This is a genomic window from Oceanicola sp. 22II-s10i, assembly GCF_002210105.1.
In the GTDB taxonomy this organism is placed as follows: domain Bacteria; phylum Pseudomonadota; class Alphaproteobacteria; order Rhodobacterales; family Rhodobacteraceae; genus Pseudooceanicola.
The window spans coordinates 492,566-510,312 of record NZ_AQQU01000001.1 but is presented as its reverse complement, the minus strand read 5'-3'; the positions used below and the strand labels follow the sequence as shown (position 1 = coordinate 510,312).

Annotated in this window: 15 protein-coding genes and 1 pseudogene; 8 read left to right on the top strand and 8 right to left on the bottom strand. The window is 66.3% G+C overall.

Translation table 11 applies throughout. The features are described from left to right. Position 1: 1 nt before the first annotated feature. Positions 2-1,537, top strand: a complete 1,536-nt coding sequence (gene ubiB / locus ATO6_RS02615) for a 2-polyprenylphenol 6-hydroxylase (protein ID WP_088622377.1) — start codon at positions 2-4, stop codon at positions 1,535-1,537. A 216-nt stretch (positions 1,538-1,753) separates the two neighbouring features. On the opposite strand, the gene ATO6_RS02610 is transcribed toward ubiB, so the two are convergent. Together ATO6_RS02610 and ATO6_RS24965 are read right to left on the bottom strand one after the other, a co-directional pair. Further along, positions 1,754-2,440 carry a flagellar hook capping FlgD N-terminal domain-containing protein gene (locus tag ATO6_RS02610; RefSeq protein WP_088622376.1) on the bottom strand — a complete coding sequence of 229 codons (687 nt, stop codon included), beginning with the start codon at positions 2,438-2,440 and terminating at the stop codon, positions 1,754-1,756. Positions 2,441-2,458: 18 nt separating this feature from the next. Next, on the bottom strand, positions 2,459-3,016 hold the full coding sequence (locus tag ATO6_RS24965; RefSeq protein ID WP_176440801.1) for a flagellar hook-length control protein FliK: 558 nt from the start codon (positions 3,014-3,016) through the stop codon (positions 2,459-2,461). A gap of 3,467 nt (positions 3,017-6,483) precedes the next feature. On the opposite strand from ATO6_RS24965, the gene ATO6_RS02600 reads away from it, so the two are divergent. Next, the gene (locus ATO6_RS02600; protein WP_088622374.1) at positions 6,484-6,750 is read left to right on the top strand and encodes a rod-binding protein; all 267 of its coding nucleotides are present in this window, start codon (positions 6,484-6,486) and stop codon (positions 6,748-6,750) included. Further along, positions 6,747-7,106 (top strand): flagellar biosynthesis protein FlgN, encoded by a 360-nt coding sequence (locus ATO6_RS02595; RefSeq protein ID WP_088622373.1) that lies wholly within the window; start codon positions 6,747-6,749, stop codon positions 7,104-7,106. The genes ATO6_RS02600 and ATO6_RS02595 overlap by 4 nt, the downstream gene beginning before the upstream one ends. Before the next feature lie 206 nt (positions 7,107-7,312). Here ATO6_RS02595 and ATO6_RS25390 read toward each other — a convergent pair. From ATO6_RS25390 to ATO6_RS02585, 3 genes and pseudogenes are all read right to left on the bottom strand, one after another. Next, positions 7,313-7,405 (bottom strand): annotated as a pseudogene (locus ATO6_RS25390) (chemotaxis protein MotB); the annotation flags it as partial. Positions 7,406-7,473: 68 nt separating this feature from the next. Further along, positions 7,474-8,493, bottom strand: coding sequence for an amidohydrolase (locus tag ATO6_RS02590; RefSeq protein ID WP_088622372.1), 1,020 nt, complete (start codon positions 8,491-8,493; stop codon positions 7,474-7,476). A gap of 66 nt (positions 8,494-8,559) precedes the next feature. Next, entirely contained in the window at positions 8,560-9,675 is a 1,116-nt protein-coding gene (locus ATO6_RS02585; protein WP_088622371.1) for a polysaccharide biosynthesis/export family protein, read from the bottom strand. A gap of 129 nt (positions 9,676-9,804) precedes the next feature. Here ATO6_RS02585 and ATO6_RS02580 point away from each other — a divergent pair, with 129 nt between their 5' ends. From ATO6_RS02580 to ATO6_RS02570, 3 genes are all read left to right on the top strand, one after another. Continuing rightward, a complete protein-coding gene (locus ATO6_RS02580) occupies positions 9,805-10,635 on the top strand; it encodes an NAD(P)-dependent oxidoreductase (RefSeq protein WP_088622370.1) in 831 nt (276 codons plus the stop codon). Further along, entirely contained in the window at positions 10,632-11,252 is a 621-nt protein-coding gene (locus tag ATO6_RS02575) for a sugar transferase (RefSeq protein WP_088622369.1), read from the top strand. Before ATO6_RS02580 ends, ATO6_RS02575 begins: the two co-directional genes overlap by 4 nt. Before the next feature lie 194 nt (positions 11,253-11,446). Continuing rightward, the gene (locus ATO6_RS02570) at positions 11,447-13,309 is read left to right on the top strand and encodes a nucleoside-diphosphate sugar epimerase/dehydratase (protein WP_088622368.1); all 1,863 of its coding nucleotides are present in this window, start codon (positions 11,447-11,449) and stop codon (positions 13,307-13,309) included. Between the two features lie 41 nt (positions 13,310-13,350). Here the strand turns inward: ATO6_RS02570 and ATO6_RS02565 are convergent, their stop codons facing one another. Then, on the bottom strand, positions 13,351-13,923 hold the full coding sequence (locus ATO6_RS02565) for a carboxymuconolactone decarboxylase family protein (protein WP_088622367.1): 573 nt from the start codon (positions 13,921-13,923) through the stop codon (positions 13,351-13,353). Between the two features lie 149 nt (positions 13,924-14,072). On the opposite strand from ATO6_RS02565, the gene ATO6_RS02560 reads away from it, so the two are divergent. Beyond that, positions 14,073-15,335, top strand: coding sequence for an FAD-binding oxidoreductase (locus ATO6_RS02560; RefSeq protein WP_088622366.1), 1,263 nt, complete (start codon positions 14,073-14,075; stop codon positions 15,333-15,335). Positions 15,336-15,338: 3 nt separating this feature from the next. Here the strand turns inward: ATO6_RS02560 and ATO6_RS02555 are convergent, their stop codons facing one another. Continuing rightward, positions 15,339-16,343 carry an asparaginase gene (locus ATO6_RS02555; RefSeq protein ID WP_088623377.1) on the bottom strand — a complete coding sequence of 335 codons (1,005 nt, stop codon included), beginning with the start codon at positions 16,341-16,343 and terminating at the stop codon, positions 15,339-15,341. Between the two features lie 187 nt (positions 16,344-16,530). Here ATO6_RS02555 and ATO6_RS02550 point away from each other — a divergent pair, with 187 nt between their 5' ends. Then, positions 16,531-17,040 carry an invasion associated locus B family protein gene (locus ATO6_RS02550; RefSeq protein ID WP_088622365.1) on the top strand — a complete coding sequence of 170 codons (510 nt, stop codon included), beginning with the start codon at positions 16,531-16,533 and terminating at the stop codon, positions 17,038-17,040. A 59-nt stretch (positions 17,041-17,099) separates the two neighbouring features. On the opposite strand, the gene ATO6_RS02545 is transcribed toward ATO6_RS02550, so the two are convergent. Beyond that, the gene (locus ATO6_RS02545; protein WP_088622364.1) at positions 17,100-17,606 is read right to left on the bottom strand and encodes a hypothetical protein; all 507 of its coding nucleotides are present in this window, start codon (positions 17,604-17,606) and stop codon (positions 17,100-17,102) included. Positions 17,607-17,747: the final 141 nt, after the last annotated feature.

The following is a 17,747-nucleotide window of genomic DNA, read 5'->3' as shown; positions in this document are numbered from 1 at the left end:
CATGCGCGGACCGCACAATATCTGGCGGCTGGCGCAGACCGGCGCGACGCTCGAACGCACGGGCGCGATGAAGGTGATCCTCGACGCCTATGACGCGCCGCCGCTGCTGCGGATGGCCGCGCGGGTGATCGGCTGGCCGCTGCAATGGCTTGGCATGCGCGGCGATCCGGCGATGCCGCCCGCGACGCGGGCGCTGACGGCGCTCGGGCCCGCATACATCAAGTTCGGCCAGATACTGTCCACGCGACCCGACCTCGTGGGCGACGATCTGGCGGTGCAGCTGCGCGTGCTGCAGGACAAGCTGCCGCCCTTCCCGATGGCGCAGGCGCGCAAGGCGATCGAAGAAGAACTGGATCGCCCACTCGAGGCCGTCTTCTCCGAATTCTCGCCCCCCGTCGCCGCCGCTTCGATCGCTCAGGTCCACAAGGCGCGGCTGGTCGAGACGGGCGAGGAGGTCGCGGTCAAGGTTCTGCGTCCCGGAATCGAGCGCGCCTTTCGCAAGGACATCGACGCCTTCTACTTCGCCGCCTCGTTCATCGAAATGCTGTCCCCCGCCTCGCGCCGCCTCCGGCCGTCAGAGGTCGTCGCGCATTTCGACGGGGTGGTGAAGGGCGAGCTGGACCTTCGGCTGGAAGCCTCCAGCGCCAGCGAATTCGCGGCGAATACCGAAAGCGACGCGGGCTTCCGCCTGCCGCAGGTGAAATGGCACGAAAGCGGCCGCCGGGTGATGACGCTGGGCTGGGCCGAGGGCGCGCCGCTCGGCGACAACGCGGCGCTGGACGCGGCGGGGCACGACCGGGTGGTGCTGGGCGAACGGGTTCTGCAGCTGTTCCTCAGCCACGCGCTGCGCGACGGCTTCTTTCACGCGGACATGCATCAGGGCAACCTCAAGGTCGCGCCGAACGGGGACATCATCGCCTATGACTTCGGCATCATGGGCCATATCGACGTCTACACCCGCAGGGTCTACGCCGAGATCCTCTATGGCTTCATCAAGCGCGACTACAAACGCGTGGCCGAGGTGCATTTCGAGGCGGGCTATGTTCCCGCCGACCGCGATGTGGAGGAATTCGCCCGTGCCCTGCGCGCGGTCGGCGAGCCGATCTTCGGCATGGACGCCTCGCACATCTCGATGGGGCGTCTGCTGTCCTATCTCTTCGAGGTCACCGAACGCTTCGGTATGGAGACGCGGACCGAGCTGATCCTGCTGCAACGCACGATGGTGGTGGTCGAGGGCGTGGCGCGATCGCTCGATCCGCAGATCAACATCTGGCAGGTCGCCCGCCCGGTGGTCGAGGACTACATCCGCCGCAACCTCGGGCCCCGTGCGCTGGCCAAGGACCTCGCCCGGACGGCGCAGGTCATGGCCCGGTTCGGCCCCCGCCTGCCGGTCCTCGTGGAGCGCGCTCTGATCAGTCAGATCGCCGAACCCTCGATGCCTGAAAAGGGGCGCTGGAAGCTCCGGCTGCTTTGGGGCTGCATCGGGCTGGCCGCCGGGGCAGCGCTGATGGCCGTGACGGAATGGGCGCTTATGTGATCCGCCACCCCGAGCGTTCGCCGGGTTGATCTGAATGCGCGCCATCCGGTGACAAGATCGCGTCTTGTGAGGACTTAGTCATATCGGACGCGCGCGATGATCGCCGACCCCGACTGGCCCGTAGTGCAGGTGATCCTCCCAGTTCCGCCGATCCCTCCACTCTCGGGGTAAGGCGGTAGGTCCGCGGCCCCACCCATCCGGCCCCGGACGTGGCCCTCAGGGTCCGGCAGGGTCTCGCAGGCCCGTGATTGCCGAAACCGGAACGAGCCCCCCGCCGTGCAGTGTTACGAGCACCTGCCCGTCAACTGTCCGCGCCTCGGTGACACGGGCGTATGTTTCCAGCGCGTCCGTGATCAGCAACTCGCCATCGGCGTGGTTCTCAAGCTCAAAGGTATAGTGGCCGGGTGGCAGGGGATCGCCGGACTGATCCTGACCCTCCCACAGATAGGGATTGCCACTGAGCGGTATGGCGATCCGGGCCGCTTCGTCCCCCGCCTCATCCCGGATGACAAGCACGGTGCGGTCCGCCGCGGCAAGCGGGTTCGGCTCCAGCTGGATCGGTGTGGTGCCGTCATGCCAGACGGGCGCAGGCGACCGTGCCTCCAGCCCGATCCAGTCCGCGTAGCCTGCAATTCCGGCCATGGTCTGCCGCGCAATCAGCCCGTCGAGCAGTTCGTTGGTCAGGACCTGCTGTTCGACAGACGAAAATGTCGCCAGCTGCACGGCGTAGTCTGCGGAATCGACCGGGTTCAGGGGATCCTGGTTCTGCAGTTGTGTGGCGAGCATCTGCAGGAAGGTTTCGAAATCCGAACTGATCGCGGGCCGCCCGGATTGTCGGGTGGCTGCCGGACCGACGTCCGTTCGGGTCGGGGGCGCAGCAGGCGCCGTTGTTCCAGTGTCCATGTCGATCTCCGGGCTGTGTCAAAGTCTGATATCCATGCCAGCCTGCGCAGCTGGCGCGATCGCTTCGTTCGGCGAAGCCGCAGGCGGGATGGCGGTGTCCGCAGCGGCCGCGTCTTCCCGATCCTCCGTGCCGCCCGGCGTGTCGTTGACCTGATGCGTTGCAGGGTGCTGCTGGGGCCGGTTCTGGCCGAATGACAGGTCCACGTCGTCGTAGCCTGCTTCCGAAAGTGCGCGGGCGAGGTCATGGGCGTGGCGCCGCAGCAGGTCCAGTGTGTCACTCCGATCGGCGAAAACCGTCATCGAAAGGCTCTGGCCGTCGGACTTCAGGGTCATCTGTAGGCGACCGAGTTCTTCCGGCTCCAGCACGAGCTCGACCCTGCCAGAGGCGGTGGACCGGGCGGCGTCCGCGATCTGATCGGCAACGCTGCGCGGGGGGGTATCATGCCGCAAACCTGTGTAGACCGGGTGCCCGACCGTTCCAGGGGACCTGAAATCAGGCGGCGCCCCGTGTCCGATCTCCGGCATCGTCGCGGGGTCCGGTTCCGGGTGCGCACGTGGCGGGATCGCTTCAGCCATACGGGTGGCATCGGGCCGTGCCTGTATTGGATCGGAGCGCATTTCGGCGGTTCGCAAAGGCAGCGGCGTCGCTGTCGCCAGTCGGCCATGAGCAGGGGCCGGTTCGGTCGCGGATGGCTGACCAATATTCATAAGGGGCGATGATCTCCTGCCGGTCGATGCTTCGTCATGGCGCGCGATACCGGCTGCCCGTGTTGCGGCAGGACCTCCGACCACTCCGCCTGTTTTCGGCCCGGTCCATGCCGGGCCGCCTTCCGATCTGGGCCCGCTCACTTGATCTGCACCGGTCGTGTTGCCGCTGTCGTCTGGATGATGATGTCCACCGGGTTGCCCGGTCGGGCTCACGTCATATCGCTCGACCGGCGCTCTTGTTCTGACATGCGGGGCAGGCGCCGGCTCCGCGATCCGGTCGGCCAGCGTCCCCTGAACGCGCGCCTCTCTTGCGGCCGGAACAGCAGAGCCATGTGTCACGGTGTGATGACCTGACCGAAGCGCAAATGTCTCAGAATCAACGCGCTGGCGGTCCAACGCTCCCGGAGGGATGGGTGATATCGCAGCCGTATCTGGTTCAGCCCGTGAAGCCGGGGCCTGTCGGGCCGGCCCGGCTTGCTGCGACCTTTGGACAATCTCCGAAACCCGCGCGCTGTCTTCAGTCGGAGCGTTCGGGAGGGAGCCGCCTGGCATGCGCCTTGTCTCCCGCACCGGCATGCCGGACCGGCCCTGGTCCGCGGCGCCAAAATCCGCCTCATGACCGGAGCGCCCGGCACTGACCGGTGCAGCGGGAACGGGCCCGTCTGCCCGGGGAGAGCGTAGCGGCGGCGTGGCGTCCTTGGGGTCAGGGTTCGCTGGCTCGGAGAGTTGACCCGCTGCGTGGTTCACCAATCGCTTTTCTCGGGCAGAACCGACTTCCCGAGCGATATCCTTCGCGCCGGACACAGGCCGCTCGCTGATGCGCGGGGGCCACCGCAAGTCCGACGGGGCCGCTAATTTTGATCTGTCGACCTCTGCCTGCACTGGCCGGACTGCTGCCGCCGGGGGGGACACTTCCGGCGCGGGCGGGGCGACGGCACGTGTCGCAGGAGCATCGGTTGGGAACGACATGCCCGCCGTCCGGGTCTGCTCAGGCAGTCCCCGGCTGCTGTGTGGGTCACGCTGCGTCATGCCCCATGCGATATGCCGCGCCGCGCTTTCTGATGCGGGCGGTCGTTTCAGCCTCGTGATAGGCGGCAGGTCGGAGGGATCCTTGGACCGAGGTTCAGGCCGGGCGTCCACCGGCATCGGTGCGGTTGCCATCGGCGTGCCTTCGGCGCGACGGCCCTGCGGACCGTCCGGCGCCCTGCGGGGCTCCGGCTGCGACTCCGACCGATACGGGAGTGGCGATACTGTACCGGGGCGCTCCGCGGGTTCGGTGCGTGAGCGCCACGCGCGGGTCCGGTGCGGGAGTGGCGTGGATATGGGGTCTTCCGTCGCGCGTGCCGCGAGACCGGGGCCGGGACGGTCCGCCGCCGCTGGCATGTGCCGGGACGCTTGACCGTCGGCAGTATGCTTTGACAGAAGGGGGCCGGCCCGGTTGTCCGTGCCTTTTGGAGCCTCGCCCACCTGTTCACGGAGTATGGGCCCACGGTGCTGGGAACCGGCCACGGGCGAAGGCGCGGCCGGTTCCTGCGACTTGGTGACCTGTGCCGGGGCCGGACGTGTCAGAGGGGCCTCGGACGCAAGTCCCTGCCTGTCATTCCCAGTTACCGCCTGTACTTCTGTCGTCGCCGTCACAGTTGCGCCCGCGTTCGCCTCCTGCTGCTGGTTGATCGCGGACCGCGCCGCTTGCGAAGCCGGGAGCGCAGTCAGCCTGACCGCTGAATCCTGGTGACCTCTGGAAGGGCCGTGCCGAACCGCCAAGGCTTTCGCCACCGCCGTGTCCGGGGGTGCATTCCGCTCCGGCGCGATGAGACGACGCTCCGGTAGGGCGGGACCGTCAGAATCTTGCCGCCCGTCAGGCCTGATCGGCTGGTGCCGGCTGATAAAGACCCCGGGCGTGGCTGGCAGGGCGTTCCGCTGCAATGGTCGATCGGGATTGCGTGTCCCATGTGCTGCCCCCCCGCCCCGAATACCGCCATGTTCTGGCAGGGGCGGATGTTTGTCTCTAGTTGGCGTATCTGCCGATCTGACTGGATCAGCGCCGGTTGTGCGCGGTTGAGCCAAGACCGGCTTGAGGTTCGGTGTGGGTGTGTGGGAATTCGCCTTGCCTCCACCCACGGCCTGAAGGGCAGAGCCTTGGGGACGCGCGCCATCCTGACGTCCGCCTCTTGCCCGATCCGCATCCTCCGCACCCGGCACACCATAGTTCGGGGAGCGCTGGCCCGTTCGATCGAACCGGTCGGGTGCCATGTTGTTCAGGCGTGCACTCAACAGATACGGCTTGGTGTCGGCGCCAATCGCGGCAGGTGCCTGCGACCTTGCGGATTCAGAGGCGACGACCCTGGACACGCCGATCGGAGCCGCAGGCCCGGCGGGCATAGTATCAGGGTCCGCGTCGCGCTTCATGTATGGCCCGCGAGGTGGGGCAGGGGCCTGCGCCTGTCGCGTCGCCTCGGCCGGGGAGCTGGAGTCCGAATGTTCCGGGACGGAGGCCGACGCTGACAGGGGCTGCACGGGCCAGCGGGACGATTGACCCAAAGTCCGGTCGCTCAGGGACGCCGTCGCCACGGTGAGGCTGTTCGCCGAAGAGACCTCGCGCTCTTCACCGGGCAGGATTGCGGCGACGCCGGGAATAGGGTCTGCCATCGAAGCATCCGCCGCCGTCGCCGGCTCTCGGCCTGCGATACCGGACACGTCCCCTGCGTGATCCACCCGGCCCGCGGGTGTGTCGACCCCCAGGTCCGGCGGGTCGGCTGTTGGTCCGGTTTCGGGTGATGTCTGACGCGGCTCCTTGTCACCCGCCGCGTTTGCGGCCACGGCGCGCTTTTCAGTAGAGAGTGCCGAAGTCGGAACAGGGTCCGTCTCCTTGACAGTGCGCGGCAGTCGCCGCTCCGGACCCAATTCCATATCCGCCATCGGCCTGGCGGCGGAACGGTGCGTGACTGACGCATCCCCGCTCACCCCTGTCGGCGACTGGTTCGCATCTTCCAGGGGGGTGTCCGTCGATGACGTGTCCGACGGTTCGACATCCTGGGCGCCTTCCGCAAGCTCGTCCCGAAGCGAAGTTCTGGGTGCGGAGCGTGATCCCGGCGCCCGTTCGTCGGACACCGGAGCGCCGGCCACGAGATCGGCAAACCAGCTACCAGTCTGTCGATCATCCGAGGGCCGGGGCAACGCGCCTGCAGCGGCGGGCGGAGTTGTGAGGCGTAAGGCGAGATGCATGGCTGTCCCGGATTTCTTCCAGCGATGCGTCACTTTCCTCGAAATCGGTTACCCGGCCTTTACCGATCACGGGCCAGGATCGCGAAAGTAACCACAATTGGAGGTATCGAATGCTTTCCGCCACGCAGATCGGTGTGACACAGGCCACCCGCGATCCCGGCTCGCTCAAACGTGTCGCGATGGAACTTGAGGTCGTTTTTATTGACGAAATGCTGAAGTCCGCGGGGGTCGGCGCGCCGCGCGGCGCATTCGGTGGTGGCCCCGGCGAGGCGCAGTTCGCCTCCTTCCTGCGACAGGAACAGGCGCGGGCCATTGCCGCAAAAGGTATCGGCCTGGCCGAAAGGTTCGAGGCTGGCCTGCGCCGGAGGGAGACATGACTGACGCGGCGCAGAATGACATTCTTCACCGGCTCGACCGGGTCCTTGACCGCGAACGCGCCGCACTGCTCGACGGCGATTTCGGGGCGCTGCATGACGTGCTGGAGGAGAAGGAAGGGGTTTTCGCCACCGACCTGATCACGTCCGATGCCGATCGCAGCAGGCTGACAGCGCTCCTGGAAAAGTCAGCCCGCAATCAGGAACTTCTGGATACTGCGATGCGGGGTGTCCGGGCTGTCGCGAACCGGCTCGGCACGTTGGGGCGGCTGAGCCGGTCACTTGAGGTCTATGACCGCGAGGGGCGGCGGACTGTGGTGCACAACGATCCGGCGAGCCGGGTGCAGCGTCGGGCATGAGAGGTTTGGTTCAAATCCGCCGGAAAGACGGGAGGGCGTTTAGGTAATCATTAGGGTCTTGGCGCGATCCTGGCGCCGCATCCCATTGGATGGCGCGGAGTGGCGCATGGCCTCTCCCGCACTGGTCAGAATGACGTTGTATCCGCCCAATTCGGGCGGGGTGTGAAACGGGCGCAAGGCGTCCTTCGACCAAAGGAACCAAGAATCGCGACCTTCCAGGCACCACCGTGATGTCCGTCGCCGCCGACGACCTTCTTGCGCTTGATGATGACCGGCGCGGCATTCGACTGCCCGCTCATGCTCACCACCCGTTTCACTCACCCGCGGCCTCATTAGCCGAGGGGTGTTAACAGGAGCTTTAGCGCGGTCAGATTCGATAGACCCGCGCCGCCGTATCGTGAAACAGGGCGGCTTTCTCAGTCTCTCCGGCGCCCGCTGCGAGGCGTTTGAAGGCATTCCAGAGCACCGGATATGAGCAGGAGACCTTGTCGACCGGAAAGTTGCTTTCGAACATGCAGCGGTCTGCCCCGAACAGTTCTATCACCGGCTCCATCCACGGCCGGAACGCGTCCGCCAGCGCGCGGGACCCCGGCGGGGTGGCGGCAGCGGCCCATTCTGCGCCGGTGATGTCCATGACCAGCCCGCCCAGCTTGACGTTGACATTGGGGCAGGCCGCCAGGTCGCGCATGGAGGCCAGCCATTCCGCATGGGTGGCGTCCGCCCGGCCCCGATAGCGGCCGATTCCCAGCGGGCCGCCCACATGGTCAAGAACCATCACGGTGTCCGGGAAGGCGCGCGCAAGCTCCGTGAACTGGGGGATCTGCGGGTGGTAGAGCCAGCCGTCGAAACTCAGCCCCGCCGCCGACAGGCAGGCGAATCCTTCGCGAAAGGCGGGGGAGGTCATCGCGTCGGGGGCTACGGGGGCGAGGAAGGTGTCGAACGATTCCTCGTATGCGGTGATGTGACGGATGCCGCGGAACCGGCCGCCAGAGGCCGCTTTGTGCGCCTCCAGCACTTCGGCGACGGCTCCGCCGAGCGTCAGATCCGCAAAGCCGACGATCCCGGCACAGATCTCTGTCGCCGCGCCGCGCTGCGCGGTTTCCTCTGCGACGCGGACGACGGCCTCGGTCTCGCCCACGGGACGCATGGCTTCGGGTCCGTCCGTTCGGTGCGCATAGCGGCATTGGACAAACACCGTCTTGCGGATGTTGTGACCGGACGAGGTATCGGCCATGATCTCGTCCGCCAGAAAGCCGCCCAGCCGGTCCCACAGGTGGTGATGCGGGTCGATGATCGGCAGACCGGGATCCAGGATGTCTTCCTGAGTCAGGTCCAGCCAGTCCTGCCGTGGCGGCTCGATCGCGATGCTTTCGCGTTGCTTGTCCATAGGATCCTCCCCGTTCCGGTCCGTCTGACCCCGGTCGGTCCGGCACAAGGCCGGATCCGAACCCGGTCACAGATTGGCAAGCTGGGACTCGAAGAAGAACAGCCGCCCGATGATGGCGAACACGGTGTTCGCGACTGTCAGTGCGCTTTCCGTGACATAGATCGTATCGCCCGGATAAATACGGAAATTGCGGGCCGCGAACAGCCCGTCCGCCGAGGTCAGGTCGATGACAAAAACGGTGTCCGTCATCTTGGGACCCTTGCCGTCGGCTCTCAGTGTCTTGGCCGGATACTCACGCAGAACCAGCACGCCCTGAGGGTTTGCGCGGGTTTCGGACAGCCCGCCGACCATCGACATCGCCTCGAGCGCAGTCACCGTCTCGCGGTCGAAATAGATCAGCTCTTCGGTGCCGCTGGCGCCGAGCGCGGTGAAGTAGCGGTCGTCCGCTTCCACGATCACCTGATCGCCGCCGCGTACCAGAACATTGCGCGCGGGGTTCGCGAGCAGTTCCTTGGCTGGGATCCGATAACTGCGCCCATCACGCATCAGCCGCACCACGGGGTTACGGACTGATGGCGAAATGCCCCCGCCAAGCGAGATGAGGCTCAGAATTCTGGTGTCGCGATTCGGGATCGGATAGCTGCCGGGTTTCGCGATCCCGCTGACCAGATCGGCAGAGTTCTGCGCGCCCTCGGTCATGGCGATCTGGACCTGCGAGGACGGCAGAACCGTGTTCAGCTTGTCCTGGATGTCGCGCCGGGCCTGTTCGGGTGTCTGCCCGTTCACCACGATTTCGTCCACGTAGGGGACAAAGATCGTTCCACTGGGCGACACCACAAGGCCCTGCATCGCAACGGTCTTTTGTGACGGGCTGGACAGGAGCGAGTTTTCCTCGCTGTCCCAGATCACGAGGTCCAGCCTGTCGCCCGGCCGGATGACCTGCGATCTGGGCCCGCGCGTTGCATTCGGCCACGAATATCCCTCGTGGGTGCCGGTGACGGGCCATGTCTTGATGCGGGCCACCGAATCGCGTGTGACGTCCACGACATCGAAGGTGGGCTGCTTGGTGTCAGCTTCCTTGACGATCTCCGATTGGAGAGCGGCCCCGCGCGGAAGTCCGCAGGCGGCTGTCAGCAAGACGATAACGAGGCCGATTACTGCCTGCGCGCGTCTTGTCTCCATCTTGCCTGACCCCCGTCCGTCGTTCCCGGACTTTTCTAATGCGTATCGGCGGTGATAGACAGCTTGGACCCTGTCCCGCCGCAACTCCGGTTAACCACTGTGACACGAAATGCGCACGAAACGGCCGCGATGTCCAACATCTTGGTGGTTGGTGCAAGCGGAAAACTCGGCAGGATCCTGCGCAGCCTTTGGGAGGGGACCGAAGCCGGGGCGCGGGTGAGCGGCTGGATTGGCAGGGATCACCCTGGATACCGCCTTTGGACCGAAACCGGACAGGCCGGGGGCCTCGGGCAGGCTGAGACCGTTCTGGCCATGTGGGGCGTGACCGCCGGAACGCCGGAGGAACTTGCCGACAACGCGCTTCTGGCACGTCGGGCGACGGAACTGGCGCGGGCCGTTGGCGCGCGCCGCGTGATCCACATGTCCAGTGCGGCGGTCTATGGAGGCGGGGGACGTCTGTGGACCGAAACCGACACGCCCGCGCCACGCAATCCCTATGGAGCCGCCAAGGCGCTGATGGAGCGCGAAATCGCCAAACTCGGCGGGACTCCGGCCAGCTGTGCCTTGCGGCTGGCCAACGTCGCCGGGGCAGACATGCTGTTCTCTAACCTCGCGCTCGGCAACGATATCGTGCTGGACCGGTTCCCGGACGGCGGCGGGCCCCTGCGCAGCTACGTCGCACCATCCGATCTGGCGGCAGCGCTTCTGCGCCTGTCCGATCTGCCGCCCGAGGACCTGCCCCCTGTCCTGAACCTCGCCGGACCGGCGCCGGTGGCGATGGACGGGATTCTCGCGGCGGCAGGCCGGACCCCGTCATGGCGACCGGCCCCGCAGGACGCCCTGCAGTCCATGGCGATCAGCGACTCGTTCTGGCGCCGGATCGGTCCGCCGCTGGTCGCAAGCGCCGACCCCGAACGGCTTGTCGCCGAATGGCGGACGTTGATGGAGCCGGTGACATGACGCCCATGAAGCGCCTGATGGATCTCACGGCCTGCGCGATTCTCTTTGCCCTTCTGTGGCCCGCGATCCTCTGCGTTTCGCTGGTCGTCGCCATCCGGGACGGGCGCCCGGTCTTTTTCGTGTCGGAACGGATGAAGGCGCCGGGGCAGCCCTTCGGTCTGGTCAAGTTCCGCACCATGAAGGTCGATCCGGACGACGCCGGTGTTTCAGGCGGGGACAAGCTGGCCCGGATCACGCCGACCGGCCGGTTCCTGCGGCGCTACCGGCTGGACGAGATGCCCCAGCTCTGGAACATCCTGCGCGGCGACATCAGTTTCGTCGGGCCGCGCCCGCCCCTGCGCCGCTATGTCGAGATGTTCCCGGACCTCTATGCCGAGGTTCTCAAGAACCGGCCGGGTCTGACGGGTTTGGCGTCGATCATGTTCCACGCCCGCGAAACGGCGCTTCTGGTTCCTTGCAAGACGCCCGAAGAGACCGAGTCGGTCTATGTGCGCCGCTGCGTTCCGGCCAAGGCCCGGCTGGACATCATATACGGCCGCAGCCGGACCGTCTGCTGGGATATCTGGCTGATGTTCGCGACCGTTCTGCCTCGTATGTCGCCAAGGCGCCGCCGATAAGTGCGGATTTCCGCCCATCCGTTCGCGGATGCAGAAAAATTTCTTGCGAGCGACAGGGCTTTAGACCATTCAGTAAAGAATATTCGCTAGGAACCGGCCGTGTCACATATATGTGCGATATTTCGGTCACTAAACTCCGTCTGAAACATGGGCTGCCTAGCCCTGGCGTAATACGGAGCTTCGAGGTCAACTAGATGCTGTTCGAGTGGGCAATAAAGCTGGATGCCTGGCACAAGCGGCTGATCCTCATCTCTGTCGATGCATTTCTGGTCCTCGTGGCCCTTTCCGTGGTGGCGATCCTGGTGCCGTCGAATGCGACGGGCCTGTATATCGACTGGCGTGTCGCAGCGACCTGCCTGGCGACCGGTGTCGGGATGACCATCTATCTCGAACTCGATCGCAAGAAGCTCCTGGCATACGAGGCCAACGGAATCACGGATACGGCGATTCTCGCCCTGGCGATCGGCGCGGCCTGCGGGCTGAGCAATTTCATCCCCGGCGTGCACGTGACGCTTCTGGAGGTGGTCATCACGACCATGGCCTTCATGATCCTGTCCGTTGGCGCACGCCTCGGGATGCTTCACACGCTGAAGTGGATTTATATGCGCCGCGGTCATCGCCGCCGCATCCTGATCTATGGTGCGGGCCAGACCGGGCGGCAGCTGGCAGCGGCCCTGACAACGGACGATGCCGTCGTGCCGGTCGCGTTCGTCGACGACAACCCCCGACTCCAGAGCCTGACGATCTCGGGCCTCAGGGTCCATTCACCGCTCCACATCAAGGAGATCGTGAAGCGGAACAGCGTCGATCGCATCATCCTTGCCATGCCGTCCGAAGGAAGGGCGGTGCAGGCCCGGATCTCTCGCCGGCTGCGCGAGGTCGGTTGCGAGGTCCAGTCGCTGCCTTCGTTTGCGCAGATGGTGGCGCAACAGGGCTTCGGTCATCAGAACGTCCTGACCTTCGACATTCAGGAAATCCTGGGCCGCAACCGGCTGGAAGAGGAACTGCCCGGTATCAGCGACGCTTATGGCGGCAAGAATATTCTCGTCACCGGGGCCGGCGGTTCGATCGGTTCGGAACTGTGCCGCCAGCTGACCGCATGTGGCCCGAAACGGCTGGTTCTGCTCGATCACAGCGAACTGGCGCTCTACAATATCGAACGCGAACTGGCCGAGCTCGAGCCTGATTTTCAGGTGATTCCGGTGCTTGGCTCGATCTGCGAGAAGTCGCTTGTCGTCTCGGTCATGGCCGAAAACGAAATCGACGTCGTTCTGCACGCCGCCGCCTACAAGCACCTGCCCATGGTCCAGACCAACGCGATCGAAGGGCTGCGCAACAACGTGCTGGGGACCAAGATCGTCGCCGATGCGGCGGGCGAGGTCGGAGTCGAACGCTTCGTGCTGATCTCGTCCGACAAGGCCGTCCGGCCCTCGTCCATCATGGGCTCGACCAAGCGTCTGGCCGAGGAAATCGTTCAGGACCTCGCCACCCGGTCGCGCCGCACGCGGTATTCGATGGTCCGGTTCGGCAATGTCATCGGGTCCTCCGGCTCGGTCATTCCGCTGTTCGAGGAACAGATCGCCCGTGGCGGACCCGTGACCGTCACCGATCCACGCGTCACGCGCTTTTTCATGACGGTGTCCGAGGCCGTGCGCCTTGTTCTGTCCGCCGACAGCTTTGCCCGCGGCGGCGACGTCTTCGTGCTGGATATGGGCGAGCCCGTGCCGATTTATCAGGTCGCGCGTCAGATGATCGAGGGGGCCGGATATTCCGTCCGGGACGAGAACAACCCCAACGGCGAGATCGCGATCGAGATCACCGGCCTGCGTCCGGGCGAAAAGCTGCACGAAGAGCTGCTGATCGGTTCCGACATGCTGACCACGCCGCATCCCAAGATCCTGCGGGCGCAGGAAAAGCATCTGTCCGAGATCGAGATGGCGGCCGCCCTGAACGAGATCCGCAAGGCCGTCGAGTCACGCGACGCGCCCGGCGCCGAGGCGGCCATGTGCCGTTGGGTCGAGGAATACAAGGGCGAGAGCGTCAGCGCCGTCGGCTGACTGTGCAGCCCGCGCGTGGCGCGCGGGCCGCAGGGTTCACGTCAGTCCTGAAGTTCCAGCGCGATGCCGTCTTCGGGCATGATGTTGAAGTTGTTCAGCGTCACCGAGACGAGGCTGTAGTAGCCGATCACCCCGACCAGATCGACGACCCGGTCGCGGCCCAGCACCTCCAACGCCTTGGCGAAGGTCGCATCGCTGACCTGCTTGCGCGGGTTGGTGAACGCCTCCAACGTGAAGCGCCAGACGATCTCTTCCTCGGCGTCCGAAAACGCGGGTTCCTTCCGGTCGCGGATCGCGTCGGCGATCGCGGGATCCAACCCTGCTTCGAGCGCGAGGCGTTTGTGTGCGAACCATTCGAATTCCGCGTCCCAGCACCGCGCCGTGGTGATGATCGCCAGCTCCGCCAGTTTCGGCCCGAGCGAGGTGCTGTAGCGCAGGTAGCCGCCCAGTGCCGAGGCATTGGCGGCCAGTTCGGGGCGGTTCAGCCACAGCGCCAGCGGTCCCACGACCCGTCCGCGCGGACCGGCGACGATCATCTCGTGCACCTCTTTCTGGCGCGGGGAATAGGACGCGGGATCGGGCGGGTCGAGCCGCAGCTTGTCTGGGTTCATCATGGCTTGGTGTCTCCTCCTCTGGTTCCGGGCAGGGCCGGACTGACCGGATGGTATGCCAGTCTACCGCCGCTTCGAAAGGCGAAAAGCCCCCCTCGCGCAGCCTGCACGGATGTGGTTCTGTCGCGCCGATCACCCAAGGAGCCGCCGGAATGAAGAACCTCTGGACCGACAGCAGCGCCGAACGGTTCGATGCCCCCGCGTTCAGCGGGCAGGCGGCCGCCGACCTCTGCGTGATCGGCGGCGGGTTCACCGGCTGCTCGGCGGCGCTGGCCGCCGCGGAGCAGGGGGCGAAGGTTGTGCTGCTGGAGGGCGCGACTGTCGGACATGGCGGTTCGGGCCGGAATGTCGGGCTGGTGAATGCCGGCCTCTGGACCCCGCCGGACAAGATCGAGGCGATCCTGCCGGGCGGCACAGGGGAGCGGCTGGTGACGATGCTGGGCGAGGCGCCTGCGCTGGTGTTCGACCTGATCGAACGGCATGGCATCGCCTGCGAACCCCGGCGTGCGGGCACGCTGCACCTCGCGCATGCCGCGTCCGGTCTGGCGGATCTGCGCGAACGGCACCGGCAGCAGTCAGGCCGTGGCGCGCCCGTCACCCTTCTGGACGCAGCCGAAACCGCCCGCCGAACCGGCAGCGACAGGTTCCACGGCGCCCTTCACGATACCCGTGCGGGCACGGTCCAGCCGCTGGCCTATTGCCGGGGGCTTGCCCGTGCGGCCGTGTCCGCTGGCGCTGCGCTGCATGAAAACAGCCCGGTCACCGGGCTACGCCGTGAGGGCGACAGCTGGATAGTCCGCACGGCAAATGGGCATGTGGTGGCCAATTCAGTAGTGCTGGCCTCCAACGCCTATCACACCGGGCTTGCCGACACGGTGCCCGGCCCGATGACGCCGGTGCACTACTTCCAGGCCGCAACGGACCCGCTGCCGGAAGGGGCGGCGGACCACATCCTGCCGGGTGGCGAGGGATGCTGGGACACCGCGATGGTCATGACCTCGGTCCGGCGCGACGCGGCGGGACGGATCATCATCGGTGCCATGGGATCGCTCGAGGCGCCGGGCCGGGCCCTGCACCTCGGCTGGGCGCGGCGGCGATTCCGGCGCTACTTCCCGGACCTGCCCGATCCGGTCTTCACCCATGCATGGTCCGGGCGCATCGGCATGTCGTCGGACAAGCTGCCCCGTATCCTGTACTTCGGCCCCTCGGCCTATGCCGCGTTCGGCTACTCGGGACGGGGGATCGCGCCGGGGACCCTGTTCGGCAAGGCGATGGCCACCGCCGCACTGTCCGGAGACGAAACTGGTCTGCCGCTGGTGCCGGTCGATACGCATGCCGAGGGTTTCACGAAACTGCGCGGCGCCTGGTTCGAAACCGGCGCCGCGCTGATCCACGGTCTGGGTGACCGGGTGTAAATCCTACCAGCCGGTGACGAGCGTGGCGGCAGGACGCACTTCGCCCGCGACCGCGCCGCGACGGCTCAGGATCGGCATGTGACCGAAGGCCCTGGCCGCCGGATGCCCCGGATCCAGCACGCCGAGGCCGATCAGGATCGCCGTGATCGCGCATTCGGAGGCCCGCGTGGTGCCGTCCTCGATCTTGACCGCGACACCCAGACCCTTCTCCGGCAGGATCGCCACGAAAACCGCCTCGGCCCCGGTCTTGACCGCCACGCGGCCCTCCATCGCGCGCATCAGGGCGGTGCAGGACCGCCCCTCGCCCGCGACCAGTTCCGGGTGCGCCATCATCGCCTGCACCAGTCGCGCCTGCGCCGTCTGCCGGGTGCCATGTCCCTCGCGTGCGCCCGCGAAGGCCGCCATCGCCCGCGCCAGCCCGGTCAGCGAAGTCGCGAAGTTCGGGGCCGAGCAGCCGTCGATGCCGTAGCCGGGGCTGGTTTCGCCCGTCACCTCCTCGAAGGCGGCACGGACGGCGGTCTGCACCGGGTGATCGGGTTCGTGGTATTCGCTGCCGCCGCCGATGTGCCGGTTCAGTGTCAGGAAGCCCGAGTGCTTGCCCGAGCAGTTGTTGTGATACTGGCAGGGCAGTTCGCCCGCGCGGATCAGCGCCTCCATCGCGGTTCGGTCGCCCGGCTCCTGCGGGCCGCAGCGCAGGGCGTCGTCGGTCAGGCCCAAGGTCGCCAGCCAGTCGCGCACGGGACCGGTGTGGATCGACGCCCCGTTGTGCGAGGCGCAGGACAAGGCGAGCTGGCGCGAGGTCAGCCCGGCCGCATCCGCCGCGCCGCTTTCGATCAGCGGCAGGGCCTGCACCATCTTGCAGGACGACCGGGGCAGGATCGTCAGGTCCGGATCGCCCCACGATCGGACGATCTGGCCCGAGGTGTCGCAGATCACCGCGTGCCCCCTGTGCTGGCTTTCGACAAATGGCCCGCGTGTGACCTCGACCAATGGCACTGCCGCGCTCATGATCCCCATCCTCAAATCTATGCGAATTTCTGCCATCCGGCCTTTCGCCGGAGGGTCGTTTCACGTTAATGTGCCGGCGTCGAGAAAGGAATGGCCTGCGGGGAACAAGTCCGGTTACACGGTCGCGCGGGTCTCATGAATGAGGCTGAGACAGCTTGGAGGCTGCAGTATGAAGGTTCGGGTTCCTATGGCGGCAGCGATGCTGGGGGCACTCACCATGGCGGGCGGCGTTTTCGCGCAGAGCGCGAGCGAAAATCAGGTCGCGGCCAAGACGGACTGGAGCGTTTTCGTCGAAAACGATCCCAAGGAATGCTGGGCGGTCTCCGCCCCCAAGGAAACGGTGAACACCAAGGACGGGCGCGTCGTTTCGGTGCGCCGGTCGGATATCCTGTTCATGGCGTTCTATCGCCCCGGCGCAGAAGTCGCCGGTCAGGTCACGTTCACCGGCGGCTATCCCTTCGCGGACGGGTCGACCGTGAACCTGAACGTGGACGGGACGGAGTTCGAGCTGTTCACCGAGGGTGAATGGGCGTGGTCCGCCTCGCCCGCCGAGGACACCAAGATCCTGACCGCGCTCAAGCGCGGGACCTCTGCCGTCGTGACCGGCGTGTCCGGGCGGGGGACCTCGACCAAGGACACGTTCTCGCTGTTCGGCTTCACCGCCGCGGTGGAAGAAGCGGAAAAGCGCTGCCAGTGACGCGCATCGGATGAGCGCTCGGGGCCTTCCGCACGCGGAGGGCCCTTCGCGTGCCAGGGTCAGCGTTCCATCTGACCTGGCAGGTTCCGAAATTCGAACCCGGCCCATTCGTAGTGAACTGTCTGCGCCGCGTCGCTGTCGGCGACCAGCGCAACGGTCCCGCTCCGCCGCTGCCCGCCATCGAGAACCGGCAGTGTGACGCCCAGCAGGTCGCCGTCGATGGACCATGAGCCCCTGTGCTCGGTATCCCCAAGCCACATCCGCACCGTGCCGTCCCTGTGAAACGTGATACGCCCGGCCTGCGCCTGCGGCACGGAGGCGGCGGTGAACTCCATCGTCTTCGCGGGCTTGCGAAGCTGAATCACCCGTGCGGAGCCATTGGTCAGGTCCACCGTGTCCAGAACGAGGGCATCGAGGATCTCCGTGCCTGTCAGCCTGAGCGGATTGGCCGGCATCTCGCCCTTCGAGAAGCGCAGAAGGTCGGGCAGGGGGGAAGAGGTCCGCCAGTCGGCAGCCGCCGGGAGCGGGCACAGGATCAGAGCGGGGATAAGGACAAGGTGTTTCAATGCGGCCTCCCTCGGCTGCTTCGATGTGTCGGGTCCAGCATGGCGCATTGGCCCGACCGGGTCGATCCGCAGTTTCGCAGGGCCATGACGTAGCGTTCGAATGGTGCGGAATTGACAGAAACCCGCCGCGCGCAGACCCTT

What these genes read in the sequence shown, in the direction of transcription:
- ATO6_RS02580 (WP_088622370.1), top strand. Translation starts at nt 9,805, where the DNA reads ATGTCCAACATCTTGGTGGTTGGTGCAAGCGGAAAACTCGGCAGGATC.
- ATO6_RS02550 (WP_088622365.1), top strand. Translation starts at nt 16,531, where the DNA reads ATGGCGGCAGCGATGCTGGGGGCACTCACCATGGCGGGCGGCGTTTTC.
- ATO6_RS02585 (WP_088622371.1), bottom strand. Translation starts at nt 9,675, where the DNA reads ATGGAGACAAGACGCGCGCAGGCAGTAATCGGCCTCGTTATCGTCTTG.
- ubiB (WP_088622377.1), top strand. Translation starts at nt 2, where the DNA reads ATGCGCGGACCGCACAATATCTGGCGGCTGGCGCAGACCGGCGCGACG.
- ATO6_RS02560 (WP_088622366.1), top strand. Translation starts at nt 14,073, where the DNA reads ATGAAGAACCTCTGGACCGACAGCAGCGCCGAACGGTTCGATGCCCCC.
- ATO6_RS24965 (WP_176440801.1), bottom strand. Translation starts at nt 3,016, where the DNA reads ATGGCTGAAGCGATCCCGCCACGTGCGCACCCGGAACCGGACCCCGCG.
- ATO6_RS02610 (WP_088622376.1), bottom strand. Translation starts at nt 2,440, where the DNA reads ATGGACACTGGAACAACGGCGCCTGCTGCGCCCCCGACCCGAACGGAC.
- ATO6_RS02555 (WP_088623377.1), bottom strand. Translation starts at nt 16,343, where the DNA reads ATGAGCGCGGCAGTGCCATTGGTCGAGGTCACACGCGGGCCATTTGTC.
- ATO6_RS02570 (WP_088622368.1), top strand. Translation starts at nt 11,447, where the DNA reads ATGCTGTTCGAGTGGGCAATAAAGCTGGATGCCTGGCACAAGCGGCTG.
- ATO6_RS02590 (WP_088622372.1), bottom strand. Translation starts at nt 8,493, where the DNA reads ATGGACAAGCAACGCGAAAGCATCGCGATCGAGCCGCCACGGCAGGAC.
- ATO6_RS02595 (WP_088622373.1), top strand. Translation starts at nt 6,747, where the DNA reads ATGACTGACGCGGCGCAGAATGACATTCTTCACCGGCTCGACCGGGTC.
- ATO6_RS02565 (WP_088622367.1), bottom strand. Translation starts at nt 13,923, where the DNA reads ATGATGAACCCAGACAAGCTGCGGCTCGACCCGCCCGATCCCGCGTCC.
- ATO6_RS02575 (WP_088622369.1), top strand. Translation starts at nt 10,632, where the DNA reads ATGACGCCCATGAAGCGCCTGATGGATCTCACGGCCTGCGCGATTCTC.
- ATO6_RS02600 (WP_088622374.1), top strand. Translation starts at nt 6,484, where the DNA reads ATGCTTTCCGCCACGCAGATCGGTGTGACACAGGCCACCCGCGATCCC.